At 72.2% G+C, this 26063-nt stretch carries 21 protein-coding genes; 2 read left to right on the forward strand and 19 right to left on the reverse strand.

Annotation, left to right across the window (positions count from 1 at the left end; translation table 11 throughout):
* Positions 1-46: 46 nt before the first annotated feature.
* The 13 genes from ACFWJ4_RS01200 to ACFWJ4_RS01260 form a co-directional block, all read right to left on the reverse strand.
* On the reverse strand, positions 47-3088 hold the full coding sequence (locus tag ACFWJ4_RS01200) for an AAA family ATPase (RefSeq protein ID WP_380538106.1): 3042 nt from the start codon (positions 3086-3088) through the stop codon (positions 47-49).
* Between the two features lie 149 nt (positions 3089-3237).
* Positions 3238-3396 carry a hypothetical protein gene (locus tag ACFWJ4_RS01205; protein WP_380538108.1) on the reverse strand — a complete coding sequence of 53 codons (159 nt, stop codon included), beginning with the start codon at positions 3394-3396 and terminating at the stop codon, positions 3238-3240.
* A gap of 238 nt (positions 3397-3634) precedes the next feature.
* A complete protein-coding gene (gene gatB / locus ACFWJ4_RS01210; RefSeq protein ID WP_359901544.1) occupies positions 3635-5140 on the reverse strand; it encodes an Asp-tRNA(Asn)/Glu-tRNA(Gln) amidotransferase subunit GatB in 1506 nt (501 codons plus the stop codon).
* Positions 5141-5224: 84 nt separating this feature from the next.
* Positions 5225-5482, reverse strand: a complete 258-nt coding sequence (locus ACFWJ4_RS01215) for a hypothetical protein (protein ID WP_359901541.1) — start codon at positions 5480-5482, stop codon at positions 5225-5227.
* On the reverse strand, positions 5479-6972 hold the full coding sequence (gene gatA / locus ACFWJ4_RS01220; RefSeq protein WP_359901538.1) for an Asp-tRNA(Asn)/Glu-tRNA(Gln) amidotransferase subunit GatA: 1494 nt from the start codon (positions 6970-6972) through the stop codon (positions 5479-5481). The genes ACFWJ4_RS01215 and gatA overlap by 4 nt, the downstream gene beginning before the upstream one ends.
* A gap of 5 nt (positions 6973-6977) precedes the next feature.
* Positions 6978-7274, reverse strand: coding sequence for an Asp-tRNA(Asn)/Glu-tRNA(Gln) amidotransferase subunit GatC (gene gatC, locus ACFWJ4_RS01225; protein ID WP_030057414.1), 297 nt, complete (start codon positions 7272-7274; stop codon positions 6978-6980).
* Positions 7275-7480: 206 nt separating this feature from the next.
* Entirely contained in the window at positions 7481-9277 is a 1797-nt protein-coding gene (locus ACFWJ4_RS01230; protein WP_359901535.1) for a bifunctional diguanylate cyclase/phosphodiesterase, read from the reverse strand.
* A 322-nt stretch (positions 9278-9599) separates the two neighbouring features.
* Entirely contained in the window at positions 9600-11888 is a 2289-nt protein-coding gene (ligA, locus tag ACFWJ4_RS01235; RefSeq protein WP_380538110.1) for an NAD-dependent DNA ligase LigA, read from the reverse strand.
* 19 nt (positions 11889-11907) lie between these two features.
* Positions 11908-12918: a methionine synthase gene (locus ACFWJ4_RS01240; protein ID WP_380538112.1), complete on the reverse strand. Its 1011-nt coding sequence runs from the start codon at positions 12916-12918 to the stop codon at positions 11908-11910.
* A 137-nt stretch (positions 12919-13055) separates the two neighbouring features.
* Positions 13056-13745 (reverse strand): SDR family oxidoreductase, encoded by a 690-nt coding sequence (locus tag ACFWJ4_RS01245; RefSeq protein ID WP_380538114.1) that lies wholly within the window; start codon positions 13743-13745, stop codon positions 13056-13058.
* A gap of 13 nt (positions 13746-13758) precedes the next feature.
* Positions 13759-14283 (reverse strand): TIGR00730 family Rossman fold protein, encoded by a 525-nt coding sequence (locus tag ACFWJ4_RS01250; protein ID WP_380538116.1) that lies wholly within the window; start codon positions 14281-14283, stop codon positions 13759-13761.
* A gap of 112 nt (positions 14284-14395) precedes the next feature.
* Positions 14396-15532, reverse strand: coding sequence for a tRNA 2-thiouridine(34) synthase MnmA (mnmA, locus tag ACFWJ4_RS01255; RefSeq protein ID WP_380538118.1), 1137 nt, complete (start codon positions 15530-15532; stop codon positions 14396-14398).
* Positions 15533-15579: 47 nt separating this feature from the next.
* Complete coding sequence (locus tag ACFWJ4_RS01260) at positions 15580-16761, reverse strand: cysteine desulfurase family protein (protein WP_380538119.1); 1182 nt, start codon at positions 16759-16761, stop codon at positions 15580-15582.
* Between the two features lie 253 nt (positions 16762-17014).
* Between ACFWJ4_RS01260 and ACFWJ4_RS01265 the strand changes: the two genes are divergently transcribed.
* The gene (locus ACFWJ4_RS01265; RefSeq protein WP_380538121.1) at positions 17015-17782 is read left to right on the forward strand and encodes an IclR family transcriptional regulator; all 768 of its coding nucleotides are present in this window, start codon (positions 17015-17017) and stop codon (positions 17780-17782) included.
* Here the strand turns inward: ACFWJ4_RS01265 and ACFWJ4_RS01270 are convergent.
* Positions 17688-18347 carry a trimeric intracellular cation channel family protein gene (locus ACFWJ4_RS01270; RefSeq protein WP_380538123.1) on the reverse strand — a complete coding sequence of 220 codons (660 nt, stop codon included), beginning with the start codon at positions 18345-18347 and terminating at the stop codon, positions 17688-17690. The two genes, ACFWJ4_RS01265 and ACFWJ4_RS01270, sit on opposite strands and share 95 nt — an antisense overlap.
* Positions 18348-18476: 129 nt before the next feature.
* Here ACFWJ4_RS01270 and ACFWJ4_RS01275 point away from each other — a divergent pair, with 129 nt between their 5' ends.
* Positions 18477-19853, forward strand: coding sequence for an acyltransferase family protein (locus tag ACFWJ4_RS01275; RefSeq protein ID WP_380538125.1), 1377 nt, complete (start codon positions 18477-18479; stop codon positions 19851-19853).
* Positions 19854-19927: 74 nt separating this feature from the next.
* On the opposite strand, the gene ACFWJ4_RS01280 is transcribed toward ACFWJ4_RS01275, so the two are convergent.
* The 5 genes from ACFWJ4_RS01280 to ACFWJ4_RS01300 all read right to left on the reverse strand — a co-directional run bounded on the left by ACFWJ4_RS01280 (position 19928) and on the right by ACFWJ4_RS01300 (position 26045).
* Positions 19928-20992: an ABC transporter ATP-binding protein gene (locus tag ACFWJ4_RS01280; protein ID WP_380538127.1), complete on the reverse strand. Its 1065-nt coding sequence runs from the start codon at positions 20990-20992 to the stop codon at positions 19928-19930.
* Positions 20993-21026: 34 nt separating this feature from the next.
* Complete coding sequence (locus ACFWJ4_RS01285; protein ID WP_359901503.1) at positions 21027-22097, reverse strand: ABC transporter ATP-binding protein; 1071 nt, start codon at positions 22095-22097, stop codon at positions 21027-21029.
* Positions 22094-23104 (reverse strand): ABC transporter permease, encoded by a 1011-nt coding sequence (locus tag ACFWJ4_RS01290; protein WP_380538129.1) that lies wholly within the window; start codon positions 23102-23104, stop codon positions 22094-22096. The genes ACFWJ4_RS01285 and ACFWJ4_RS01290 overlap by 4 nt, the downstream gene beginning before the upstream one ends.
* A gap of 98 nt (positions 23105-23202) precedes the next feature.
* Complete coding sequence (locus ACFWJ4_RS01295) at positions 23203-24975, reverse strand: ABC transporter substrate-binding protein (protein ID WP_380538130.1); 1773 nt, start codon at positions 24973-24975, stop codon at positions 23203-23205.
* Positions 24976-25055: 80 nt separating this feature from the next.
* Positions 25056-26045: an ABC transporter permease gene (locus tag ACFWJ4_RS01300; RefSeq protein WP_359901496.1), complete on the reverse strand. Its 990-nt coding sequence runs from the start codon at positions 26043-26045 to the stop codon at positions 25056-25058.
* Positions 26046-26063: the final 18 nt, after the last annotated feature.

The following is a 26063-nucleotide window of genomic DNA, read 5'->3' on the forward strand; positions in this document are numbered from 1 at the left end:
GCCCGGGACGGGTCGGACCCGGTCGGGGGCCGCCGTGGGGCCCTGCTCAGCGGCCCGAGGAGGCCAGATCGTCCGGGAACAGCCGCAGCCGGTGCGCCAGTGCGGCCGCCTCGCCCCGGCCGCCGACCGCGAGCTTGCCGAGGATGTTGGAGACGTGCACGCTCGCGGTCTTCGGAGAGATGTACAGCTCCTCGGCGATCTGCCGGTTGGTCCAGCCGCGCGCGAGCAGGCGGAGCACGTCCCGCTCACGGGGGGTGAGGTTGAAGGAGTCCCCGGCGGCCTGGGCCGGCACCGCGGCCGACCGCTCGGCCGGGGCGAGGCTCAGTCCGGCCCGCTCGGCCAGCGCGGCGATCTGCCCGCCGAGCAGCCGGTCGTCCCGGACGGCCGCCAGTTCGGCCGCCTCGCGCAGCAGTTCGGCGCCGGCCTCGCGCCGGCCGGCCTGCACCTCGGCCTCGCCGGCCCGCAGCAGGGCCTGTGCCAGCGGGTACGGCAGGCCGGTCGGCCGCAGCGCCTCGACCGCGGCGGCCCAGACCTCCGGAGTGTCCGCCCCCTCGGCGCGGGCCAGTTCGGCCTCCAGCAGCCGGGCCCAGCCGTGGTGCAGCGGGGCCCGGGGACGCAGCTCGGCGGCGGCCGCCGCGATCGCGGCCAGCGCCCCCGGCCGGCCCGCCCCGGCCTGCGGCAGGCCCCGGCTGTCCGCCTCCACCGTCGCGGCCTCGGCCAGCAGCGGGTAGACGTCGGACTCGTGACCGAGCCGGCCGTCCTCCTCCAGCACGGCGAGCGCTTCGGCCCGGGCCTCCAGCGGCCGGCCGCCGAGCGCCGCGAGCCGCACCGCCAGCCGGCTGATCGGCACGCTGTGCTGGACCTGGCCGACCCGGTTGGCCGCCCGGGCCTGCGCCAGCATGGTCCCCGCGGTGGCCAGGTCCCCCTTGAGCAGGGCGAGTTCGCCGCGCATCCGGTCCAGGAACTCGGCGTGGGTGCCGGTCGGGCTGGCCGCCTCGTAGCCGGCCAGCACCTCGGCGGCCTCCCGGACCCGCCCGAGGTCGGTCAGCGCCTCGACCAGGTTGCCGGTCAGGATGGCGCCGATGTTGCGCAGCAGGCCGTTGCCGTCCGCGAACTCCAGGCCCTCCCGGGCCAGTCGGACCGCGTCCTCGGGGTGTCCCAGTCCGCGCTGCATGCTGGCCAGGTTGTTGATGCCGCGCAGCAGCAGATCGGGCACGCCCAGCCGGCGGGCCCGCTCGACCGCCCCGGCGAGCTCGGCGAGCCCGCCCTCGGCGTCGCCCTGCACGTCGTAGCGCAGGCCGCCGAGGGTCATCCGGGCGTGCACCTCGACCGAGTGGGCGCCCACCTCCTCGGCGATCCGGATCGCCCGCTCGGCCAGCTCGATCGCCTCCGCGGTCGGCTTCTTGAGCATCGCCGTCCCGGCGCCGAGCGCGAGCACCTCGGCCTGGACCGCGGTCGGCGGCAGGTGCTCCACCAGCCGGAGCGCGTTCGCGATCTCCTCCTCGTCGCCGGAGCGGCGCAGGCTGCCCAGCATCCGGGCCCGGTTGATCCGGAACCAGGCCGCGCGCACCGGGTGCTCCGCCTCGTCGACCAGCCGCAGCCCGCGCTTGGCCAGGCTCAGGCCGCGCTCCCGGTCGCCGCAGCGCCGGGCCGCGACCACCGCCTCGGCCAGCACGTCGACCAGCTGGATCCGGTCACAGTCCTCGTCCGCGGCGCTGTGGTCGCAGGAGCCCGGCGGGTAGGTCTCGGCCCAGTCGTACGGGCGCAGGGTGTGTGCCAGCACCTCCTCGGAGACCATGTCCCACAGCTCCAGGGCCCGTTCCAGCATCCCGAGCTGCTCGGCGAAGGCGTTGCGGCGGCGGGCCGCGCGGGCGGCGTCCAGGGCCGTCGGCAGGGCGCGGGCCGGATCGTGCGCGTGGTACCAGTAGTTGGCCAGCCGGGCGGCCAGCGCGTCGCCCGGGACGAGCTGCGGCTGGGCCTCCACGACGAGCGCGAACTTGCGGTTGATCCGGTGCCGTTCGCCGGGCAGCAGGTCGTCCGAGACCGCCTCGCGGACCAGCGCGTGGCGGAACCGGTACCCCTCGCCCTCGCTGTCCGGACGCAGGATGTTGGCGCCGACGGCCGCCCGCAGCGCCTCGATCAGCGCCTCCTCGTCGTCGTCCAGGACGGCGGCCAGCAGGGCGTGTTCGACGTGCGAGCCGCCCTCGGCGGCGATCCGCACCACCCGCTGGGCCTCCTCGTCCAGGCCCTCGACCCGTACCAGCAGGATGTCCCGCAGCGAGTCGGTCAGCCCGGCTCCGCAGCCGTCCTCGAAGGCGGTGGCCAGCTCCTCGACGAAGAACGGGTTCCCCTCCGAGCGGCGGTGGATGCGGTCCACCAGCTGGCGGTCGGGGACGGTGGTGCCGAGGATGCCGGCCAGCTGGGCGGCCACCTCGCGGCGGTCGAACCGCGCCAGCTCCAGCCGCTGGACGGTGCGCAGCCGTTCGAGCTCGGCGAGGAAGGGGCGCAGCGGGTGCCGGCGGTGCAGGTCGTCGGTGCGGTAGGTGGCGACCAGCAGCACCCGGGACCGGTGCAGGGTGCGCACCAGGAAGGCGAGCAGCTCGCGGGTGGAGCGGTCGGACCAGTGCAGGTCCTCGACGGCGAGGACGAGGGTACGCTCCGCGCCGAGCCGCTCGAACAGCCTCGCGGTGTGCTCGAACAGCCGGGCCCGGCTGTACTCGTCGTTGGGTTCGCCGTCCACCTCGCCGAGCTCGGAGAGCAGCAGGGCGAGGTGGCTCTCGCTGCCGGCCGCGGCGGCCTCCAGTTCGGGGCCCAGCGAGCGGTGCAGCCGGCGCAGCGCGGCGGCCAGCGGCGCGTACGGCAGGCCCTCGGCGCCGACCTCCAGACAACTGCCGAGCGAGGTGACCGCCCCGCGGGCGGCCGCCCGCTCCAGGAACTCCTCCAGCAGCCGGGTCTTGCCGACCCCCGCCTCCCCGCCGATCAGGATGGCCTGCGGGCTGCCGGTGCCGGCGCGGCGCAGCGCGTCGGTCAGCTCGGTGATCTCGCTGCCGCGGCCGACGAAGACGGGGCTGACCGATGTCTGCTGCATGGAGGCGAGCATGCCATAGCCGGTGGGGCCCGGCCGAGGGGTTATCTCCCCTGGCGAACGGGTCGAAGGACCCGAATGCCCGGAGGGGGAGACGCTGGTGAGCGTCTCCCCCTCCGGAGCTCCTTCGGCACCGCCGTGGTGCCGCACCGTCAGCATTCGGGCCGACGCACGGGGCGCCGCTGGAAGCGGGTGGCCACCGGACGCTGCCGCAGTCGGCGGGCCTCCTTGGCCTCGCGCACCAGGCGCTCGTGCTCGGCGCGGGCCACGAGCTCGTGGGCCTGTTGCTGGAAGGTCTGGTACTCGATCATTTCCGGTTCCCCCTCGGGTTTTCCACTCCGTCTTGCTGACAGGTAAGAGCTTCCTCCGCCAGTGGGGGGTGCCGCATCGGGAGCGTGCCGCATCTTCCGGGGCCCGGATGCCTTAGATCGGTCTCCAAAAATGGTTTAAGGCCCCGCCTCACCCAGATACATAGGTGAGACGGGGCCTTAGGCCTTACTTAGAGGGCCTTAGATGCCTTAGATTCCTTAGGAAGGCAGGGTCGACAGCCTAGGCCGCACCCAGCTTCTCCAGGATCAGGTCCTTCACGCGGGCGGCGTCGGCCTGGCCGCGGGTGGCCTTCATGACCGCGCCGACCAGCGCGCCCACGGCCTGGACCTTGCCGTCGCGGATCTTGGCGGCGATCGCCTCGTTCTCGGCGATGGCCTGGTCGACCGCGGCACCCAGCGCGGAGTCGTCCGAGACCACGGCCAGGCCGCGCTTCTCGACGATCCCGTCCGGCTCGCCCTCGCCGGCCAGCACGCCCTCGATGACCTGACGGGCCAGCTTGTCGTTGAGCTTGCCCTCGGCGACCAGCGCGGCGACCCGGGCGACCTGCGCCGGGGTGATCGGCTGCTCGCTCAGCTCGGTGCCGGTCTCGTTGGCGCGACGGGCCAGCTCGCCCATCCACCACTTGCGGGCCTGGTCGGCCGGGGCACCGGCCGCGATGGTCTCCTGGATCGGCCCCACCGCACCGGCGTTGAGCACCGACTGCATGTCCTTGTCGGACAGGCCCCACTCCGCCTGCAGCCGGGCACGGCGCACCCGCGGCAGCTCGGGCAGAGCGGCGCGCAGCTCCTCGACCCACTCGCGGGTGGGGGCCACCGGCACCAGGTCCGGCTCGGGGAAGTAGCGGTAGTCCTCGGCGTTGTCCTTGATCCGGCCCGAGGTGGTGGAGCCGTCCTCCTCGTGGAAGTGGCGGGTCTCCTGGACGATGGTGCCGCCGTCGGTCAGCACGGTGGCGTGCCGCCGGACCTCGAACCGGGCCGCCCGCTCCACGCTGCGCAGCGAGTTGACGTTCTTGGTCTCCGAACGGGTGCCGAAGGTCTCGGTGCCGTTCGGGCGCAGCGACAGGTTGACGTCGCAGCGCATCTGGCCCTTGTCCATCCGGGCCTCGGAGACACCGAGCGAACGGATCACCTCGCGCAGCTCGGCGACGTACGCCTTGGCGACCTCGGGGGCGCGCTCGCCGGCGCCGACGATCGGCTTGGTGACGATCTCGATCAGCGGGATGCCGGCCCGGTTGTAGTCGAGCAGCGAGTGGGTGGCGCCGTGGATGCGACCGGTGGCCCCGCCGACGTGGCTGGACTTGCCGGTGTCCTCCTCCATGTGGGCGCGCTCGATCTCCACCCGGAAGGTCGAGCCGTCCTCCAGCTGCACGTCGAGGTAGCCGTTGAAGGCGATCGGCTCGTCGTACTGCGAGGTCTGGAAGTTCTTGGGCATGTCCGGGTAGAAGTAGTTCTTCCGCGCGAACCGGCACCACTCGGCGATCTCGCAGTTCAGCGCCAGGCCGATCTTGACGGCCGACTCCACGCCGACCGCGTTGACCACCGGCAGCGAACCCGGCAGGCCCAGGCAGGTCGGACAGGTCTGGCTGTTCGGCTCGGCACCCAGCTCGGTCGAGCAACCGCAGAACATCTTGGTCTTGGTGCCCAGCTCGACGTGGACCTCAAGGCCCATCACCGGGTCGTACGACGCGAGAGCGTCCTCGTAGGAGACCAGGTTCATGACGCTCACAGCGTCCCTTCTCACTTGAAGCTTGGGAGGTACGGGCCCGGCCACCGCGTCGCGCGGGGGCCGGGCCAGGGCGCTTAGCTCAGCTCAGCCCAGCAGCACGTCGTCGGAGCCCAGCCGGCGCAGCTCGCGCACCAGCAGGGCGGTGCCGGTGACCAGCGCGGCGGCGCCGACCAGGGCGTTGACCAGCTTGAGGGTGTCGCTCTCCTCGCGGGCCTTGCGGACGTCCTTGGCCACGGAGATCGCACCGAACGCGCTGGTGCCGATGGACAGCCACAGACCGGGCTTGGAGTGCTTGAAGCCCTTCAGGGAGCCGGAGCCCTTGGTCTTCTCGATCTTGCTCACAGTGCCGGTGCCTCCTCCAGCAGGGTGTGCCCCCACTTGTCGTTGAGTGCGGCCTCGACGGCGCCGCCCACGCGGTACAGGCGGTCGTCCGCCATCGCGGGTGCGATGATCTGGAGGCCGACCGGGAGATTGTCCTCCGGGGCCAGGCCGACCGGCAGCGACATGGCCGCGTTGCCCGCCAGGTTCGACGGAATCGTGCACAGGTCGGCCAGGTACATCGCCATCGGGTCGTCGGCGCGCTCGCCGATCGGGAAGGCGGTGGTCGGCGTGGTCGGCGAGACCAGGACGTCCACGCCCGCGAAGGCCGCGTCGAAGTCGCGCGAGATGAGCGTGCGGACCTTCTGGGCCGAGCCGTAGTAGGCGTCGTAGTAGCCCGAGGACAGCGCGTAGGTGCCCAGGATGATGCGGCGCTTGACCTCGTCGCCGAAGCCGGCCTCGCGGGTCAGCGCGGTGACCTCCTCGGCCGAGCGCGAGCCGTCGTCGCCGACCCGCAGGCCGTAGCGCATCGCGTCGAAGCGGGCCAGGTTGGAGGAGCACTCCGACGGCGCGATCAGGTAGTACGCCGGCAGCGCCAGGGTGAAGGACGGGCAGGAGACCTCGACGACCTCGGCGCCCAGCTCGCGCAGCAGCTCCACCGACTCGTTGAAGCGCTGCATCACGCCGGCCTGGTAGCCCTCGCCGGCGAACTCCTTGACGACGCCGATCCGCATGCCGCGGATGTCGCGCATCCGCGCGGCCTCGACCACGGCCGGCACCGGCGCGTCGATCGAGGTGGAGTCCAGCGGGTCGTGCCCGGCGATGGCCTCGTGCAGCAGGGCCGCGTCCAGCACGGTGCGGGCGCACGGGCCGCCCTGGTCCAGGCTGCTGGAGAACGCGACCAGGCCGTAGCGGGACACCGAGCCGTAGGTCGGCTTGACGCCGACGGTGCCGGTGACGGCGCCGGGCTGGCGGATCGAGCCGCCGGTGTCGGTGCCGATCGCCAGCGGGGCCTCGAAGGCGGCCAGCGCGGCGGCCGAACCGCCGCCGGAGCCGCCGGGGATGCGGGAGAGGTCCCACGGGTTGCCGGTCACGCCGTACGCGGAGTTCTCGGTGGAGGAGCCCATCGCGAACTCGTCCATGTTGGTCTTGCCGAGGATGACCACGCCGGCGTCCTTGAGACGGCTGGTCAGCGTGGCGTCGTACGGCGGGATCCAGCCCTCGAGCATCTTCGAGCCACAGGTGGTCGGGATGCCCTTGGTGGTGAAGACGTCCTTGAGCGCGAGCGGGACGCCGGCCAGCGGGCCCAGCTCCTCGCCCTTGGCGCGCTTCTCGTCGACGGCCCTGGCCGCGGCCAGCGCGCCCTCGGTGTCGACGTGCAGGAAGGCGTTGACCTTCTTGTCGACGGCGTCGATGCGGTCAAGGTGGGCCTGCGCGACCTCGACGGCGGACACCTCGCCCTTGGCGATGGCGCCCGCGGTCTCGGCAGCGGTGAAGCGAATCAGCTCGGTCATCTCGGTCAGTCCTCCCCGAGGATCTGCGGCACACGGAAACGCTGCTCCTCGGCGGCGGGGGCGCCGGACAGCGCCTGCTCCGGGGTGAGCGACGGCCGGACCTCGTCCGCACGCATGACGTTGGTCAGCGGCAGCGGGTGGGAGGTCGGCGGGACGTCCTGTCCGGCGACCTCGGAAACGCGGGCGACCGCGCCGATGATCACGTCGAGCTGCTCGGCGAAGTGGTCCAGCTCTTCGGGCTTCAGCTCAAGACGCGACAGCCGGGCGAGGTGGGCGACCTCCTCGCGCGTGATGCCAGGCATGCAGCGATCCTCAGGGTGAGTTCTGGTGAGACCCGGCTGTGCCTTGCGGGCGGTGCCGGGCCCGGGCAGGAGCAGCCGGTTCCGGCGCTCCGTCCTCGTGGTCTTTGGACCCCATCCTATGGGGCCCGTCCCCCGCCCCGGCCAACGAGTGAGCCGCGGCGCCCGTCACCGGCCCTCCCCGGGGCCGGACCGCGACCTCCGGCGGGCTACTGCGGCCGGGTGCGGGCCCAGCCCTGCGGTTTGATCTCCCGGTGCGCGGCCTGCACCACCTGGGCCACCGGCGGCAGCGTGGGCGGGATGACCGGCGGCCGGACCGGCGGGAGTGTCGGCGGCAGCACCGGGGGCCTGGCCGGCGGGGCGATCGGCTTGGCGTTCGGGACCGACGGGAAGCCCGCGGGCAGCTGGGGCGGCAGGCCGAGCCGCTCCACCGGCGGGGCGCCGGTGCGGTGCACCCGCAGCCAGGCGGTGGCCTGCTCGGCCGGCAGCGCGGCCGACACCAGCCAGCCCTGGACGGCGTCCACGCCCATGCAGTGCAGCCGCTCCCAGGTCTCGTCGTCCTCGACGCCCTCGGCGACCACGGTCAGGCCCAGCGAGTGGGCGAGCTCCACCGAGCAGCGGACCACCGCCGCGTCGTGGTCGTCGGCGACCATCCGGGAGACGAAGGAGCGGTCGATCTTGAGCTCGCCGACCGGCAGGCTGCGCAGCCGCACCAGCGAGGAGTGCCCGGTGCCGAAGTCGTCCAGGGACATCCCGACGCCGTAGCCGCGCAGCTCGGCCAGGGTGTCGGCGGCCCGCCGGGAGTCGTCCAGCAGCAGCCGCTCGGTGATCTCCAGCTGGAGCGCGTGGGCCGGCACCTGGTGGCGCACGAGGTGGCCGGCGACCCGCTGGGCGAAGCCGGGGTTGAGCACGTCGCGCGGCGAGACGTTGACCGCGACCTGCACCTGGAGGCCCTGGTCGCGCCAGTACGCGAGCTGGCCGACGGCCGCCTCCAGCACGTAGTCGGTGAGCCGGGGCATCAGGCCGCTGGACTCGGCGAGCCCGACGAACTCGTCCGGCGGGACCTTCCCCTGGCCGGGGCGCTCCCAGCGCAGCAGGGCCTCCAGGCCGACCACCCGGCCGTCGAAGGCCACCTTCGGCTGGTAGTGCAGCTGCACCTCGCCGGTCTCCAGCGCCCGGCGCAGGTCCCCCAACAGCCCGATCCGGTACGGCGTGTCGGCGTCCTGGGTCTCGTCGTACTGGGCGACGCCGCAGTGTCCGCGCTGGGCGTGGCCCATCGCGACGTCGGCCCGGCGCAGCAGGGCCTCGGCGTCCTGGGCGTGCTGCGGGTAGACGCAGACGCCGCCGCTGGCCTCCAGGACGAGCAGCAGCCCGTCCAGCCGGATCGGGGCGGCCAGTTCGGCGATCAGCGCCTTGGCGACCCGCTCCAGGCTGTCCGGGCAGTTGATGCCGGGCAGCAGGACGGCGAACTCGTCGCCGCCCATCCGGGCCACCATCGGGCGGCCTCGGCGGTAGTGCCGGGGCAGGCCGGCGAAGACGTCGTCGATGGACTCCCGGGTGGCGCTGCCGGCCGGTCCGCCGGAGCGCAGGGCCCGGTGCAGCCGGCGGGCGATGTGAACCAGCAGCCGGTCACCGGCCGTATGACCCAGTGTGTCGTTGAGTGATCGGAAGCGATCGAGATCGAGCAGGATGAGACCGACGCTGTAGCCCTGACCACACTCCGCGATCGCCTCCTGGGCGGCCAACAGCAGGGCCTGACGGTTGGGCAGATCCGTCAGCGGGTCGGTCAGTTGGTCGCGGGCGCGGTCCCGGGCGATCCGCCAGGCCGCCACCAGCACCGCCAGGGGCACGGCGAACAGCGGCAGCAACTCGGGTTCGTACCGGTAGACCAGGACGGCCAGCGGGATGAGCGGCGCGGCTCCGGCCAGCAGCACGCCGAGCAGCAGGACCGCACCCGCCACCCCCTGCGGCGGGCGTGTGGGCGCACCGCCGGTCGTACGATCCATAAGCCCTGTCCTCCGTCGGGCCCGCCCCGTCGGGCCGCCTTACGGTGAGGCACCGTGCCGGTACCGACAGCTGCCGGGCATGGAGCGACCCCGCGGAACACCGGCCCAGCCGGTGCCCCCACCCCTGCTGACACTCTGTTGCGCTCCAGGGTATGCCGGGGTCCACCCGGTGGGCAGACTTTCGGACAACCGGAAACGCGCCACCGCTCTCGGGTGCCGCACAGTGACACAATGCCCGCTTTCACTGTGCGGCACCCGGTGACGTTGCATCAGGACGATAACAACACCGATCCGGTCACCGACCGCTCGGGTCCGCTCCGGGTCAGTCCCCGACGGGCTCCTTCTCCGCCTCCCCGGCCTCCTCCGGCTCCGGAAGCCCCAGGTGGGCACGGGCGGCGGACGGCCCGTCGGCGAGCAGGACGGCGAACCCGGCGTCGTCCAGGACCGGCAGGCCGAGCTGAACAGCCTTGTCGTACTTGGACCCAGGGTTGTCACCAGCGACCACAAAATCGGTCTTTTTCGAAACCGAACCGGTCACTTTCGCTCCGCGCGAGGTCAGCGCCTCCTTGGCGCCGTCCCGGGTGTGGCCGGCCAGGGTGCCGGTCACCACCACGGTCAGGCCCTCCAGCGGGCGCTCCGCCTCCTCCTCGTCCGCGAACTCCTCGGTGAAGCTGACGCCGTCCGCCTCCCAGTTCCGGAGGATCTCCCGGTGCCACTCCTCCGCGTACCACTCCCGGATCGAGCGGGCGATGGTCGGGCCGACCCCCTCGACGGCCGCCAGCTGCTCCTCGCTCGCCTCGAAGATCTTCGTCAGATCGCGGAACTCCCGGGCCAGCGCCTGCGCGGCGACCGGACCGACGTGCCGGATCGACAGCCCGTTGACGAACCGCCACAGCGGCCGCCCCTTCGCCGCGTCCAGGTTGTCGATCAGGGCCTGGAGCGACTTCTTCGGCTCGCCCTTGGTGGTGGCGAAGAAGAAGACCTCCTTCTCCTTGCCCGTCCTGTCGTCCAGCTTCGGCATGCCGGTCTTCGGGTCCCGGACCAGCACCTTGATCGGCAGCAGCTTCTCCCGCGTCAGCCGGAAGATGTCGGCCTCGTTCCGCACCGGCGCCTCGGCCGGCTCCAGCGGCTGGGTCAGCGCGGTGGCCGCGACATAGCCCAGCCCCTCCACGTCCAGGCACTGCCGCCCGCCGAGGAAGGCGATCCGCTCCCGGATCTGGGCCGGGCAGCGCTCCGCGTTCGGGCAGCGCAGGTCGATGTCGCCCTCGGCCATCGGCCGCAGCTCGCTGTCGCACTCCGGACAGTGCGAGGGCATCACGAAGGCCTGCTCGGTGCCGTCCCGCAGGTCGTAGACCGGGCCGAGGATCTCCGGGATGACGTCGCCGGCCTTGCGCAGCACGATCGTGTCGCCGAGCAGCACGTCCTTGGCCTTGACGACCTCCTGGTTGTGCAGCGTCGCGTACTGCACCATCGAGCCGGCCACCTTCACCGGCTCGGCCAGCACCGCGTACGGGGTGGCCCGGCCGGTGCGGCCGATGCCGACCTTGATCTCGGCCAGCTTCCCGGTGACCTCCTCCGGCGGGTACTTCCAGGCGATCGCCCAGCGCGGGGACTTGGAGGTGGCGCCGAGCCGGCCCTGCAGGGCGATCTCGTCCACCTTCACCACGACGCCGTCGATCTCGTGCTCGACCGAGTGCCGCTGCTCGCCGAAGTGCTCGATGAAGGCCCGCACCTCGGCGAGCGTCTTCACCACCTGGTTGTGGCGGGCGGTGGGCAGGCCCCAGTCGTGCAGCAGCCGGTAGGCGTGCGACTGGTTGTCGATGTCGAAGCCCACCCGGGCGCCGATGCCGTGCACCACCATGTGCAGCGGGCGGGAGGCGGTGACGTGCGGGTCCTTCTGGCGCAGCGAACCGGCGGCGGCGTTGCGGGGGTTCATGAACAGCCGGATCAGTGCCCGGGGCCGCTTGCCCTCCTTGGCGCGCTCCTCGTTCTCCTGCCGGCGGCGCTCGTTCTCCTCCGCGAAGGAGGCGTTGAGCGCGTCGAACTCCTCGGTCGGGAAGTAGACCTCGCCGCGGATCTCCACCAGCTCCGGGATGTTCTCGCCCTTGAGCCGGTGCGGGATCTCCTTGATGGTGCGGACGTTGGGGGTGATGTCCTCGCCGACCCGGCCGTCGCCGCGCGTCGCCGCCTGCACCAACTGGCCGTTCTCGTAGGTGAGGTTGACGGCCAGGCCGTCCACCTTGAGCTCGCACAGGTAGTGGTAGTCGATGCCCTGCAGCTCGGTGGCGACCCGCTCGGCCCAGGCGGACAGCTCCTCGTCGTCCATCGCGTTGTCCAGGCTGAGCAGCCGCTCGCGGTGCTCGACCTCGGCGAACAGCCCGGTGGCCGCGCCGCCGACCTTCTGGCTCGGCGAGTCCGGGGTGACCAGGGCCGGGTGCTCGGCCTCGATCCCCTCCAGCTCCCGCATCAGCGCGTCGAACTCGGCGTCGCTGACGACGGGCGCGTCCTGCTCGTAGTACCGGGCCCGGTGGTCGGTGATCTCCTGCGCCAGCTCGGCGTGCCGCCCGCGCACCTCCGCCGGGACGTCCTCCCAGCCCTCGACAGCCGTCACCGCAAGCCCTCCTGCACTCTCATTCCGGGTTGTCCACCAGGCTCTGTGCCGCCCGCACCGCGGACGACAGCGCCCTGCGCGCGTACGCCGGGGAGGCCCCGGCCAGCCCGCAGGTCGGTGTCACCAGCACGCGGCGGCCCAGCAGCTCCGGGGCGAACCCGAGCCTGCGCCACAAGGTCCTGACACCCTGGACACTACCGGCAGGGTCGGACACCGCCTGGTCAGTGGCGGGAACGACACCGGCGAGGATCGTCGTGCCGCCCTCCACGGCCTCGCCGAGGTCGTCGTCCTGGCGCTCGGTGAGGAGCGAGAAGTCGAGGGAGATCCCGGCCACCCCGGCGCGGCGCAGCAGCGGGACCGGGACGTCCGGCGCGCAGCTGTGCACCACCACGGGTGCGTCGAGGTTCCGGATCACCTCGCGCAGCACCTCCTCGGCGACCTGCCGGTCGACGGCGCGCAGCCGCTGGAAGCCGCTGGCGGTCTTCACCGACCCGGCCAGGACGGCGGGCAGCGAGGGCTCGTCCAGCTGCAGCACGACCTCGGCGCCGGGCACCCGCCTGCGGACGTCCGCGAGGTGGCGGCGCAGGCCCTCGGTGAGCGAGCCGGCGATGTCGCGGCACGCGCCGGGGTCGGCGAGCGCCTTCTCGCCGTGCTTGAGCTCGATGTTCGCCGCCAGCGTCCAGGGGCCGACGGCCTGGACCTTGAGCGCGCCCTGGTGGCCCTGGGTGAACTCCTCCAGCGCGTCCAGGTCCTCGCCGAGCCAGGAGTGGGCGCGCCGGGTGTCCCGGCCCGGACGGTCGGTGAACCGCCAGCCGCTCGGCTCGGTCTGCGCGAACAGTTCGACCAGCAGGCCGGCGCCGCGCCCGATCATGTCGGCGCCCGGCCCGCGGGCGGGCAGCTCGGGCAGGAACGGCAGGTGCTCCAGTGCCCCGGTGGAGGTCTTGGCGGCCTCCCGGGCGTCGGTGCCGGGCAGCGAGCCGACGCCGGTGGCGGCGCCGCGCAGGTCGGGGAAGGTGTGTGGGGTGCTCACCCGCCCGAGCCTACTCAGCCGGACGGCCCCGGTGCCGGGCGCGGGGCTCGGTAGCGGGGCCGTCGGGCACGCGGAGGCCGGGCCGACATCCGGTGCGCGCACGGAAAGTCGGACCGGCCGACCTCCCGTGCGGCGCGCTACCGCCCGGGGCGGACGGTGATGTCGGTGATCTCCGCGTCCCGGGAGGCGTCGAGGGCGGCGAGGATCGCCCTGGCGACGGACGCGGGCTCGATCCAGCGGCCGGCGTCGTACTCCTTGCCCTCCTGCTGGTGCACCTTCACCTGCATCGCGGTGGCGGTGCGGCCCGGGTAGACGGAGGTGACCCGGACACCGTTGGCGTGCTCCTCCTGGCGCAGCGCGTCGGCGAGCGCCTTGAGGCCGTGCTTGCTGGCCGCGTACGCCGACCACTCGGCGTGGGCGTTGAGGCCCGCGCCGGAGTTCACGAAGAGCACATGGCCCTTGACCAGCCGGATCGACGGCAGCAGCAGGCGGGTCAGCTCGGCGGGGGCGACGAGATTGACGTTCAGCGTCTCCTGCCAGGCCTTGGGGGTCAGGTCGCCGACCGGGCCGAGCTCGACCGTGCCCGCGACGTGCAGGAGGGAGTCCAGCTCGACCGGCAGCTGCTGGTGGCCGAAGGCCCAGGACAGCTTGGCCGGATCGCCGAGGTCCCCGACGAGGGTGCGGGCCCCGGGGAAGCGCTCGCGCAGTTGGGCGGCCCGACGGGCGTCGCGGGCCAGCAGCCAGAGCTCGTCCCCGCGCTCGGCGAGTCGCTCGGCGAGTACGGCGCCGATGCCGGAGCCGGCGCCAGTGATCAGATGTGCAGCCATGGTCGTGATCCAATCAGGCCTTGAGCTGGGCGAAAACCTCGGCGGGCGTGTCCGCGAAGGTGATCAGCTCGGCGAGCGGGCGCGGCAGGAAGCCCTCGGCGTCCATCCGCTCCATCTGGGTGCGCAGGCCCGCGTAGAAGCCCTCGGTGTCCAGGACCACCACCGGCTTGTCGAACATCCCGTGCTTCTTGAGCTCCAGCACCTCGGTGACCTCGTCCAGGGTGCCCAGCCCGCCCACCAGCACGACGATCGCGTCCGCCCGCGAGGCCAGCTCGGCCTTGCGCTCCGGCAGGTCGGCCGTCCACACCAGCTCGTCGGCGCCGACGTACGCCTTGTGCCGCAGCATCTCGACCATCACGCCGACGAGCCTGCCGCCCGCCGCCTTCACCTCGTCGGCGAGCAGCCCCATCAGCCCGGCGTTCGAGCCGCCCCACACCAGCGTGTGCCCGCCCTCCCCCAGGAGCCGGGCGAACTCCGCGGCGGGGGCGGAGTAGCGGTCGTCGAGCGAGTACGCGGAGCAGAAGACAGAGATATTCATAGTGTCGTCCGGTCTATCACGCCCCGCGGCAGGACTTCACCGGGGATTCCTCGCCGGGGATTCCTCGCCGGGGATTCCTCGCCGGGGATTCCTCGCCGGGCGCGGGGCGGGCTCAGGCGGTGACGGCCGGGCGCTCGGTGGTGGCGATGGTGGCGGAGCCGACGACACGGGTGCCGTCGTAGACGACCACGGCCTGGCCGGGGGCGATGCCCCGCACCGGGGTGTCCAGTTCCACCCGCAGCTCGCCGTCGACGACCGAGGCGCTCACCGGCACCTCCTCGCCGTGGGCGCGCAGCTGGGCGGTGTAGCGGCCGTCCGCCAGGGGCTCGGTGCCGCACCAGCGGGGGCGGATGGCGGTCAGCCCGGTGACGTCGAGGCCCTCGACCGGGCCGACCGTGACGGTGTTGTTCACCGGGGAGATGTCCAGCACGTAGCGCGGCTTGCCGTCGGCCGCCGGGCGGCCGATCCGCAGGCCCTTGCGCTGGCCGATGGTGAAGCCGTACGCGCCGTCGTGCTCGCCGAGCTTGGTGCCGTCGACGTCGAGGATGTCGCCGGTGGCGGTGCCGAGGTGCTGGGCCAGGAAGCCCTGGGTGTCGCCGTCGGCGATGAAGCAGATGTCGTGGCTGTCGGGCTTCTTGGCGACGGCCAGGCCGCGGCGCTCGGCCTCGGCCCGGATCTCCTCCTTGGTGGTGTCACCGAGCGGGAAGAGCGAGTGGGCGAGCTGGCCGGCGTCGAGCACGCCGAGGACGTAGGACTGGTCCTTGGCGCCGTCCACGGCCCGGTGCAGCTCGCGCGAGCCGTCCGGCAGGTCGACGATCCGGGCGTAGTGGCCGGTGCAGACGGCGTCGAAGCCGAGCGCGATCGCCTTGTCCAGCAGCGCCGCGAACTTGATCTTCTCGTTGCAGCGCAGGCACGGGTTGGGCGTGCGCCCGGCCGCGTACTCGGCGACGAAGTCGTCGATGACGTCCTCGCGGAAGCGCTCGGCGAGGTCCCAGACGTAGAAGGGGATGCCGATCACGTCGGCCGCCCGCCAGGCGTCCCGGGAGTCCTCGATGGTGCAGCAGCCGCGCGCGCCGGTCCGGAAGGACTGCGGGTTGGCGGAGAGCGCCAGGTGGACGCCGGTCACCTCGTGCCCCGCTTCGACGGCGCGGGCGGCGGCGACGGCGGAGTCGACTCCGCCGGACATCGCCGCGAGCACGCGCAGACGGCCGGTGGACGGAGTGGTCGGGGCACCCGGGAAGTCAGTCATGATGGCAACAAGGGTACGGGGTGGCCCGCCTGTTCCCGGAGCCGAGATCAGCGCCGCACCGACGCCAGCCCCGCGTTGCGCGCCCGCTCGACGACCGGCCCGATGGCCTTCCCCAGCGCCGTGACGTCCTCCGGCACCGAGGTGTGCCCGAGCGAGAACCGCAGTGAGGCGCGCGCCAGCAGCGGGTCGACGCCCATCGCGAGCAGCACGTGGCTGGGCTGCGGCACCCCGGCCGAGCAGGCGGAGCCCGTCGAGCACTCGATGCCCTGGGCGTCCAGCAGCATCAGCAGCGCGTCGCCCTCGCAGCCGGGGAAGGAGAAGTGCGCGTTGGCGGGCAGCCGGCCCTCGGGCGACGGGTCGCCGTTGAGGATCGCGTCCGGTACGGCGGCCAGCACCGACGCCACCAGCTCGTCCCGCAGCGCGCCGAGCGTGACCGCGTGCTCGGCCCGCCGCTCGACGGCGAGCGCCGCGGCGGCCGCGAAGCCGGCCGAACCGGGGGCGTCGAGGGTGCCGGAGCGCACGTCGCGTTCCTGCCCGCCGCCGTGCAGCAGCGGTACGGGCGCAGCGCCCCGGGAGAGCAGCAGGGCGCCGATGCCGAACGGGCCGCCGATCTTGTGCCCGGTGACGGTGAGCGCGGTGAGGCCGGACTCGGCGAAGGAGACCGGGACCTGACCGAGCGCCTGCACGGCGTCGGCGTGCACCGGGATGCCGTACTCGGCCGCCACGGCGGTCAGTTCGCGCACCGGCTGGACGGTGCCGACCTCGTTGTTGGCCCACATCACGGTGACCAGCGCCACCGACGCCGGGTCGCGTTCGATCGCCGACCGCAGCGCCTCGGGGTGCACCCGGCCGTACCCGTCCACCGGCAGGTACTCGACCTCGGCGCCCTCGTGCTCGGAGAGCCAGTGCACCGCGTCCAGCACCGCGTGGTGCTCGACCGGGCTGCACAGCACCCGGGTGCGGGCCGGGTCGGCGTCCCGGCGGGCCCAGTACAGGCCCTTGACCGCCAGGTTGTCGGATTCGGTGCCGCCGCCGGTGAGCACGATCTCGCTGGGGCGGGCGCCCAGCGACTCGGCCAGCGATTCCCGGGACTCCTCGACCACCCGGCGGGCCCGGCGGCCGGCCGCGTGCAGAGCCGAGGCGTTGCCGACCACCCCCAGGTGCGCCGTCATCGCGGCGATCGCCTCGGGCAGCATCGGCGTGGTCGCCGCATGGTCCAGGTATGGCATAACCATCCGATTGTAGAGCGCGGCACCGCAGGGGGTTCCGGGGCGGGGCAGTTCCAGCCACGCACGGCCCGCACCGGCCGGCACCGGCCCGCACCGGTCCGGACGCACCGCGGACGAACCGCGGACGGACCACGGACGCGGCGCACCGCGGACGCACCACTGCCGGACGGCCGCGTCCGGCAGTGGTTTGTACCACTGAGCCACCCAGCGGTTAGCCTGACGCCATCAGTCAGCCGGATCCACAGGAAACGCCATGTCGCAGTCGGTCGACCGCGCGCTGACCCTGCTCGACGCACTCGGCGACGCGCCGCTCTCGCTGGAGCAGGCCGCCAGCAGCCTCGGGGTGCACAAGTCCACCGCCCTGCGGCTGCTGCGCACCCTGGAGGAGCACGGCTTCGCCCGCCGCCAGCCGGACCTGCGCTACCGGCTGGGCGGCCGGGTGCTCTCGCTGGCCCACCGCGCGCTGGAGGACTTCGACGTCCGGCAGGTCGCCGCGCCGTACCTGGCCGCGCTCAACGCCCGCTGCGGCTACACCGTCCGGCTGGCCGTGCTGCACGACGGCGAGGTGCTCTACCTGGACGAGGTGGCCGGGTTGCCGGGCGCCGAGCCGTCCCGGATCGGGCGCCGGGCCCCGGTGGACGGGACGGCGGTCGGCCGGGTGCTGCTCGCCGGGCTGTCGGCGGACGGCGTCCCCGAGGAGCCCGAGTTGGCGGCGGTGCGCCGCCGTGGCTGGGCGGCCGAGTCCTGCGAGCACCGGGAGCCGGTGACCTGCGTGGCCGCGCCGGTCGCGGGCAGCGGCGGACGGACGGTCGCGGCCTGCGCGCTGAGCGCTCCGGCGAGCGAGGTGCCGCCCGGCGAACTGGCCCGGATGGTGCCGGAACTGCTCTGCACGGCCGAGGCGATCTCGCTCGCATACGGCGGCTCGCCTACTCCTCGCTGGTGCGAGAACCGTTGCGGTGCCAAGCCCGCGGGGCACGCCAGCCGTACTTCAGCGCGAGCATCCGCAGCCCGAAGGCGGTGAGCGCGGCCGCGGTTCCGGTGATGCCGGTGAGGCGGTCCGCGCCGATCAGCAGCGCGACCAGGGTGGCGCCGACCAGGGCGGGGACGGCGTAGATCTCCCGGTCCCAGCGCAGCAGCGAGGGGATCTCCCCGGCCAGCACGTCGCGGATCACGCCGCCGCCGGCCGCGGTCACCATGCCGAGCGCGATCGCCGCGACCGCGCCGAGCCCGAAGTCGTGGGCCTTGGCGGTGCCGGTCACGCAGAACAGCCCGAGCCCGAGCGCGTCCAGGGTCTGCACGGCCCGGTTGATCCGCTCGACCTCCGGGTGCAGGAAGAACACCACCAGCGCGGCGGCCAGCGGGGTCACGAAGTAGCCGAGGTTGGTGAACGCGGCGACCGGGGTGGCGCCGATCACCAGGTCGCGCATCACGCCACCGCCGAGGGCGGTGACCTCGGCCAGCACACAGATCCCGAAGATGTCCATGTTCTTGCGGACGGCGAGCAGGCCCCCGGAGAGGGCGAAGACGAAGATGCCGACGAGGTCCAGCGACTGCTGCACGTCGGTCGGGAAGAGCTGGGATGTCACCGTCCATGTGTACCCGATTCGCGCGGGTGTTCCGGCGAACGTCCGTGCTCCGGATACGAACGCACCGCCGGAGCGGCGGCGAACCCCTTGTGCGCCGTGGGGCCGAACCGGTTCGGCTAGCCTCCGCCTGTGAAGCTCGCGAAGCCCGGGTCAGCCCCGAAGTCGCCGCCGGAGCCGCCGGAGCCGTCGAAGCCGCCCGGGTCGCCGGGCTCCCCCGCCTCCGCCCGGCTCGGCTGGCTCGACGCGCTGCGCGGCATCGCCGCCCTCGCCGTCGCCATGCACCACTTCGGGCTGCTCGGCAAGATCCCGCACGCGGGCGGGGTGCCGCGCCACTTGGACCTCGGCTTCTTCGGCGTGATGCTGTTCTTCCTGGTCAGCGGGTACATCATCCCGGCCTCGCTGGAACGCCGGGGCGACGTCCGGGCGTTCTGGACGGGACGGCTCTTCCGCATCTACCCCGCGGTGGTCGTCACGGTGGTGGCGAGTCTGCTGGTGCTGCCCCGCAGCGGCCAGATCGTCCAGAGCTTCCCCTTCGACCACCCGGTGCTGTCGCTCGCCGCCAACGGCCTGCTGCTCCAGGACCTGCTGGGGGTGCCCAGCACCATCGGGGTGATGTGGTCGCTCACCTACGAGATGGTCTTCTACTACTTCGTGTGCGCGCTGTTCGTGCGGGGGTGGCACCGGCACAGCGCGCCGATCGCGGTCGGCTTCGCGTCCGTCGCCCTGGTCCTCAGCACCTGGCTGCCGATCGGCGGGATCTCGGTGGACCTGGCGGCCACCGGGCACCTGGTGGCGGCGGCCGGGATCGTGGTGCTGATGGCGGCGGCCTGCATCGCCACCGCCCGCCCGGACCTGACCCGTTGGGGCGCGCTGCTGCTCGGCGGCCTGGGCCTGGTCCTGATCACGGTGAACAACCGGACCACCGGCTTCGAGACCATGCTGATCTTCGCGACCATGTTCGCCGGCACCGTGCTGTACCGGCTGGAGCACGGCCTGCTCGACCGGCTTCCGGCCCTGCTCTGCTGCGGCTTCGTGATCGTCACCGGCGTCACGGTCGGCTACCTGTACAACCGCGGCACGGCGCTCTGGCACACCTGGACGCCCTCGTGGGAGTCCTTCTCGTCCGCCTACCTGGCCGCCTGGGCCCTGTTCGCGGCCGCCATGCTGCTGCGCCGCCGCCGCTTCCCGCGCTGGCTCAGCGGGCTCGGCACGATCAGCTTCTCGGTCTACCTGCTGCACGGCCCGCTGATGTACTTCCTCGGCTGGAAGCTGCGGGACTACCCGCCGATCGTCGGGCCGAAGGGGCAGGCCACGCTCACCCTCGGCTACCTGGGGGCGGTCGTGGTGCTCGCCTGGCTGTCGTACCGGCTGGTCGAGATCCCGTTCCAGAATCTGGGCCGCAGGGCGGTCCGGGCGCTGGACCGCCGCTTCCCGGCGCCCGACCCGAGGCCGCTCGCCGCGGCCGCCCCGGGCCCGCGCGTGCCGGAGCCGGCCGCCGGCGTCTGAGGCACGGACCGCCAGGAGGCCGCCCGTCCCCGGAAGTCCGGAAACGGGCGGCCTCCTGCGTACGTGCGTGGGCCTCAGGCCGTGGCGCCGGCCGACGCCTTCTCCGGAGCGTTCTCCGGGAAGTGGCAGGCCACCTGGTGCCCGGTCGCCAGCACCGTCAGCGGCGGCTCCTGGCTCGCGCACACGTCCTGCGCCTTCCAGCACCGGGTGCGGAAGCGGCAGCCGCTGGGCGGGTTGATCGGCGAGGGGACGTCGCCCTTGAGCAGGATGCGCTCGCGGCCCGCGCGCTGGCGGCGGCGCGGGTCGGGGACGGGCACGGCGGACATCAGCGCGTTGGTGTACGGGTGCATCGGGCTGCGGTAGAGCGAGTCCCGGTCGGCGATCTCCACGATCTTGCCGAGGTACATCACCGCGACCCGGTCCGAGACGTGCCGGACCACCGAGAGGTCGTGCGCGATGATCAGGTAGGTCAGCCCGAGTTCCTGCTGGAGGTCGTCCAGCAGGTTGACCACCTGCGCCTGGATCGAGACGTCCAGCGCGGAGACCGGCTCGTCCGCGACGATCATCTTCGGCTTCAGCGCGAGCGCCCGGGCGATGCCGATGCGCTGGCGCTGGCCGCCGGAGAACTCGTGCGGGTAGCGGTTGTAGTGCTCCGGGCTGAGCCCGCACAGTTCCAGCAGTTCCTGGACGGCCTTCTTGAGCCCGCCCTCCGGCACCGCGTTCTGGAGCTTGAAGGGCGCGCCGACGATGGTGCCGACGGTGTGCCGGGGGTTCAGCGAGGAGTACGGGTCCTGGAAGATCATCTGGATGTCGCGGCGCAGCGGCCGCATCGCCCCGACGCCCAGGTGGGTGATGTCGGTGCCCTCGAACTCGATGGTCCCGCCGGTCGGTTCGTCGAGCCGGGTGACCAGTCGGCCCATGGTCGACTTGCCGCAGCCGGACTCGCCCACGACGCCCAGGGTCTCGCCGGCGTTGACCGTGAAGTCGATGCCGTCGACGGCCCGCACCGCGCCGGTCTGGCGCCGCAGCAGCCCGCCGCGGATCGGGAAGTGCCGGGTCAGGCCGGCCACCTTCAGCAGCGGCTCGCGGCCGGGGGCGGGTGCCGGCGACGGGATCGTGGCCGCCTGAGTGTCCGTCATCGGTTCTCTCCAGAAAGGTGGTACGAGGCCGGGCTCACAGCCGGGGCGCGATCTCTTCGGCGAAGATGCGGTGCCGCTCGTCGGCCGCCAGGTGGCAGGCCGCGAAGTGCCCGGGCGCGGCCTCCGCCAGCACCGGAAGCTCGCCGGTGGAGCGCCCGCCGGTCAGGTCGGCGTACGGGCAGCGCGGGTGGAAGGCGCAGCCGGACGGCACGTTGATCAGGCTGGGCGGGGTGCCCTTGACCGGCACCAGCCGGTCCTGGAGTTCCCGGTCCAGCCGCGGCATCGACCCCAGCAGGCCCCAGGTGTAGGGGTGTTCGGGCGCGTCGAAGAGGGTCTCGGCCGGGCCGCGCTCGACGCACTTGCCGCCGTACATGACCAGGATGTCGTCGGCCAGCTCGGCGACCACCCCGAGGTCGTGGGTGATGATGATGACGGCGGAGCCGAACTCCTCCTGGAGGTCGCGGATGAGGTCCAGGATCTGCGCCTGGACGGTGACGTCCAGGGCGGTGGTGGGCTCGTCGGCGATCAGCAGCGAGGGGTCGTTGACCAGCGCCATGGCGATCATGGCGCGCTGGCGCATGCCGCCGGAGAACTGGTGCGGGTAGTCGTCCACCCGGCGGTCGGGCTGCGGGATGCCGACCCGGTCGAGCATCTCGATCGCCCGGGCCCTGGCCTGCTTCTTGGAGGCCTGGGGGTGGTGCACCCGGTACGCCTCGACGATCTGCTGCCCCACCGTGTAGTAGGGGTGCATCGCGGTCAGCGGGTCCTGGAAGATCATCGCCATGTCGCGGCCGCGCAGTTGGCGCACCCGGTCCGGGCCGGCCGCGATCAGGTCCTCGCCGTTCAGCCGGATCTCGCCGCTGATCCGGGCCCGCTTGGAGCGGTGCAGGCCCATGATGCCCAGCGAGGTGACGGACTTGCCGGAGCCGGACTCGCCGACGATGCCGAGGGTGCGCCCCTTGTGGAGGTCGAAGCTGACCCCGTCCACCGAGCGGACCAGGCCGTCGTCGGTGTCGAAGTGGATCCGCAGGTCGCGGACCGAGAGGAAGGGGTCGCCCGACGGGGTCTGCGCGGCGTCCGCCGGGGACTTCTGGAGGTCGGTCACGAGAGCCTCACCCGGGGGTCGACGAGGGCGTACAGGAGGTCGACCACGAGGTTGCAGGCGACGATGAAGAAGGCGGCGAGCAGGGTGACGCCGAGGATCTTGGGCAGGTCGTTGTCGGAGATCGCCTGGACGGCGAACTGGCCGACGCCCTGGAGCGAGAAGACCTGCTCGGTGATCAGCGCGCCGCCGAGCAGCAGCCCGAGGTCCATGCCGAAGATGGTGACGATCGGGGTGAGCGCGGCGCGCAGCCCGTGCCGGGTGACGACCTTGCGCTCGACCAGGCCCTTGGCCCGGGCGGTGCGGATGTAGTCCTCGCTCATGGTCTCCAGCATTCCGGCGCGGGTGAGCCGGGCGTAGAGCGCGGAGTAGAGGAAGGCCAGCGAGATCCAGGGCAGGATCAGGTTGCGGGCCCACATCAGCGGGTTCTCGGTGAGGTTCACGTACTGCAGGTTGTCCAGGATCGGCCACTCGTAGCTGAACAGCGTGAGCAGCAGCGCGCCGGTGAAGAAGACCGGCAGCGAGACGCCGGCGAGCGCGACGCCCATGGAGAGCCGGTCGAAGATCGAGCGCGGCTTGAGCGCGGAGACGACGCCGGTGGCGACGCCGGAGACCAGCCAGAGCACCGCCGCACCGGCGGCGAGCGACATGGTGACCGGGATCCGCTTGGTCAGCTCGGGCCAGACCTCCAGGTGGTTCTTGAAGGAGTAGCCGAAGCAGGGCACGTGACAGGTGGCCGGTTCCGGGCCGAACGTGTACTCGGCACCGCTGACCAGCCCCTTGAGGAAGTGCCAGTACTGGGTGTACAGCGGCTGGTCGAAGCCGAGGTTCTGTTTGACCGCGGCGATCGCCTCGGGCGACGGGTTCTTCCCGATGTACTGGGCGGCCAGTTGGTCGGCCGTCTCTCCGGCGAGTCGCGGGAGCAGGAAGAAGATCGCGAAGGTGACCACGCTGACGACCAGCAGCAAAATCGCCGCCGCGATGATCCTGCGGATGATGTAGGCAAACACAGTTGGGCGGCTCCGGCGGCCCGCCGCCGTCCGGGATCTTCCGGACGGCGGCGGGCGCCGCTGCCTTCACCTGCCTTCAGGGATGCGGAGCCAGGCTCTTACTTGGTGGAGCCGATGTTCAGGTAGTCGTACTCACCCGAGAACGCCGAGGTGGAGACCAGGTTGGTGGCGTTGTCCGGGCGGTACAGGAAGACCTTGAAGTAGGTCAGCGGGACGTAGACCGCCTGCTCCATGACCTTCTTGTCGACGTCGCCGTAGATCTTCTCGCGGGCGCCCTTGTCGGGGTTGATCGCGGCGTCGTCGATCAGCTTGTTGACGGCGGGGTCGTTCAGCTGGGCCAGGTTGTTGTTGCCGGACGGCTTGATGGTGCGGCCGTCGACGATCTGCTGGAGGAAGCCGTAGCCAGTCGGCCAGTCGGCGCCCCACTGCATCATCATCAGGCCGATGTTGTGCTCGGCCGCGAACTGCGGGGACCCGGCGGCGTCCTGCAGGTACTTGCCCTGCGGGTACTGCTGGATCTCGGCGTTGATGCCGACCTTCTTCAGCGCGGCCTGGATCGAGGTGGCCGCGGCGACCTCGGTGGCGCGCTCGGTGCGGGCCGACAGGACGGTGTTGATGCCGCCCTCCTTGCCGCAGGCCTTGAGGGCTTCCTTGGCCTTGGCCTCGTCGCCCTTGTTGTCCTTGGTCTCGTACAGGTTGAAGTCCTGGTGGCCCGCGATGTCCGGCGGGAGGACCGTGTTGGCGATCTGGCCGCGGATCGGGCCGCCGAGCGCGGTCTGCACCGAGACCTTGTCGATCGCGTACTGGACGGCCTTGCGGCACTCGACGTTGTCGAACGGCGCGAGCTTGGAGTTGATCGCCATGTACACCAGACGGCCGCCGTAGGCGTTGTCGGTGCTGGCCTTCAGCTTCGGGTTCTGCAGGATCTGCGCCTGGGTCTGCGGGTCGACGCCGCCGCCCACCAGGTCGACCTGGGCGTTGCCGGCCAGCAGGTCCTTGTCGATGGTGGCCTGGTCGATGTTGAACTTGAGCACGATCTTGTCCGCGAGCTGCTTGCGGATCGGGTCGGTGCTCTTGTCCCAGTTGGTGTTCGGCACCAGGACGGCCTGCTTGCCGTCCTCGTAGGACTCGAACTTGTAGGAGCCCGAGGACGCGATCTTCTTCACGTACTCCGCACCGGTGTCCTTGGCCTGCGGGACGGGCACGGTCTCCGGGGCGCTGACCAGGTAGTCGAAGTCGGCGAAGGGGTGCTGCAGGTGGAAGACGATCGTGGTGTCGTCGGGCGTCTCGATCGAGTTGAGGCCGCCCTCCTTGTCCTTGTACGGACCCGCGTACGGCGTGGCGTTGTCGACCAGCAGGTCGTGGAAGTACACCGGGCCGTTGGAGTTCACGTCCAGCGCGTAGTTCGAGCGCTCGATGGCGTACTTGACGTCCTTCGAGGAGATCGGGGTGCCGTCGTCGTACTTCAGGCCCTTGCGGAGCTTGTACGTCCAGGTCAGGCCGTCCGCGCTCTGCTGGCCCATCGACTCGGCGAGGTCCGGGACGAGCTTGTTGCCCTCCTCGCCCGGCGCCGGGTTGAAGGTGGTCAGCGGCCGGCCGTACAGACGCGAGAAGTTGTAGATGTACGCGTAGTACGTGTTGCCCGGGTCGAGCGAGTCGGGGGTGCCCTTCATCTCGTAGGTCACCGTCCCGCCCTTCTTGTCCGAGGCGTTGACGATGCCCTTGGTGGCCGCGTTGGCACCGGAGCCGCCCTCGGCGGAGCCGGAGGCCGTGGAGGACCCTCCGCTCTTCGACGAACTGGTGCAACCGGTCACGACCAGGACCGCGGCGGCAGCCGCCGCGGTCAGGGCGACGGTACGGGACCTACGCATGGGTGAGATCAACCCCTTGAGGATGTGGAGGAGGGATTCTGACGCACCGTCGAGTGACGGGTAGTCCGAGTGACGCAGGGTCAGTTGTTCTTGGGGTCGAGGGCGTCGCGCAGCCCGTCGCCGAGCAGGTTGAAGGCGAGCACGGTGACGAAGATCGCCAGACCGGGGACCACCATGTACTGGGGGTCCACCTGGTAGTACCGGATCGCGTCCTGGAGCATCCCGCCCCAGGAGGCCTGCGGGGGCTGGATGCCGACGCCGAGGAAGCTCAGCCCGGCCTCGAAGAGGATGTTGGTCGGGATCAGCAGGGTCGAGTAGACCAGGATCGGACCGACCAGGTTGGGCAGCAGTTCCTTGAACAGGATGAACGGTCCGCGCGCGCCGAGGCTGCGGGCCGCGTGGACGAACTCCCGCTCGCGCAGCGACAGCGTCTGGCCGCGCACGATCCGGCCCATGTAGGGCCAGTTGAAGAAGCCGATCACGAAGATCAGCACCAGCATGTGCAGCGGCAGGCCGTGCAGGCCGAACGCGCCGCCCTGGAGCGAGGTCGAGATCGCGATGGCGAAGAGCAGCAGCGGGAACGCCAGGAAGACGTCCATCACCCGGCTGATCAGGGTGTCCACCCAGCCGCCGTAGTAGCCGGCCATGATGCCGAGCACGGTGCCGATGGTGTTGGACAGCAGGGTCGCGCCGAAGGCGACCAGCAGGGAGACCCAGGAGCCCTCGATGACGCGGGTGAGCAGGTCACGGCCCTGGAGGGGGTCGACGCCGAGCGGGTGGTCCCAGCTCATGCCGCCCCAGTCGCCGAACGGCAGACCGCCGAGGTCGGCGTCCAGCAGGTCCTGGTGGAGGGCGTCCGGGTCGAGCCCGAACATCGACTCGATCGGCTTGGCGAGCACGGCGAGCAGGATCAGCAGGATCACCACGACGCCGCCGGCGACGGCGGCCTTGTCCCGCTTGAAGCGGGTCCAGGCGATCTGGCCGAGGGAGCGGCCCTCGATCTTCTTGGCCGGGCTTGCGGTGGCGGGTGCCTCCGGATCGTTCCCGGCGGTGGTCACGGTTGCGGTCATGGTCAGTTGGTCCCCTCG

The sequence above is a fragment of the Kitasatospora sp. NPDC127067 genome (genome assembly GCF_042724755.1).
GTDB lineage: Bacteria > Actinomycetota > Actinomycetes > Streptomycetales > Streptomycetaceae > Kitasatospora > Kitasatospora lactacystinica.

Bases quoted from the DNA above. Each gene is read 5' to 3' on its own strand.
- ACFWJ4_RS01200 (WP_380538106.1), bottom strand. From the start codon at position 3,088: ATGCAGCAGACATCGGTCAGCCCCGTCTTCGTCGGCCGCGGCAGCGAG.
- ACFWJ4_RS01205 (WP_380538108.1), bottom strand. From the start codon at position 3,396: ATGATCGAGTACCAGACCTTCCAGCAACAGGCCCACGAGCTCGTGGCC.
- gatA (WP_359901538.1), bottom strand. From the start codon at position 6,972: ATGACCGAGCTGATTCGCTTCACCGCTGCCGAGACCGCGGGCGCCATC.
- gatC (WP_030057414.1), bottom strand. From the start codon at position 7,274: ATGCCTGGCATCACGCGCGAGGAGGTCGCCCACCTCGCCCGGCTGTCG.
- ACFWJ4_RS01230 (WP_359901535.1), bottom strand. From the start codon at position 9,277: ATGGATCGTACGACCGGCGGTGCGCCCACACGCCCGCCGCAGGGGGTG.
- ACFWJ4_RS01245 (WP_380538114.1), bottom strand. From the start codon at position 13,745: ATGGCTGCACATCTGATCACTGGCGCCGGCTCCGGCATCGGCGCCGTA.
- ACFWJ4_RS01250 (WP_380538116.1), bottom strand. From the start codon at position 14,283: ATGAATATCTCTGTCTTCTGCTCCGCGTACTCGCTCGACGACCGCTAC.
- mnmA (WP_380538118.1), bottom strand. From the start codon at position 15,532: ATGACTGACTTCCCGGGTGCCCCGACCACTCCGTCCACCGGCCGTCTG.
- ACFWJ4_RS01260 (WP_380538119.1), bottom strand. From the start codon at position 16,761: ATGCCATACCTGGACCATGCGGCGACCACGCCGATGCTGCCCGAGGCG.
- ACFWJ4_RS01265 (WP_380538121.1), top strand. From the start codon at position 17,015: ATGTCGCAGTCGGTCGACCGCGCGCTGACCCTGCTCGACGCACTCGGC.
- ACFWJ4_RS01280 (WP_380538127.1), bottom strand. From the start codon at position 20,992: ATGACGGACACTCAGGCGGCCACGATCCCGTCGCCGGCACCCGCCCCC.
- ACFWJ4_RS01295 (WP_380538130.1), bottom strand. From the start codon at position 24,975: ATGCGTAGGTCCCGTACCGTCGCCCTGACCGCGGCGGCTGCCGCCGCG.
- ACFWJ4_RS01300 (WP_359901496.1), bottom strand. From the start codon at position 26,045: ATGACCGCAACCGTGACCACCGCCGGGAACGATCCGGAGGCACCCGCC.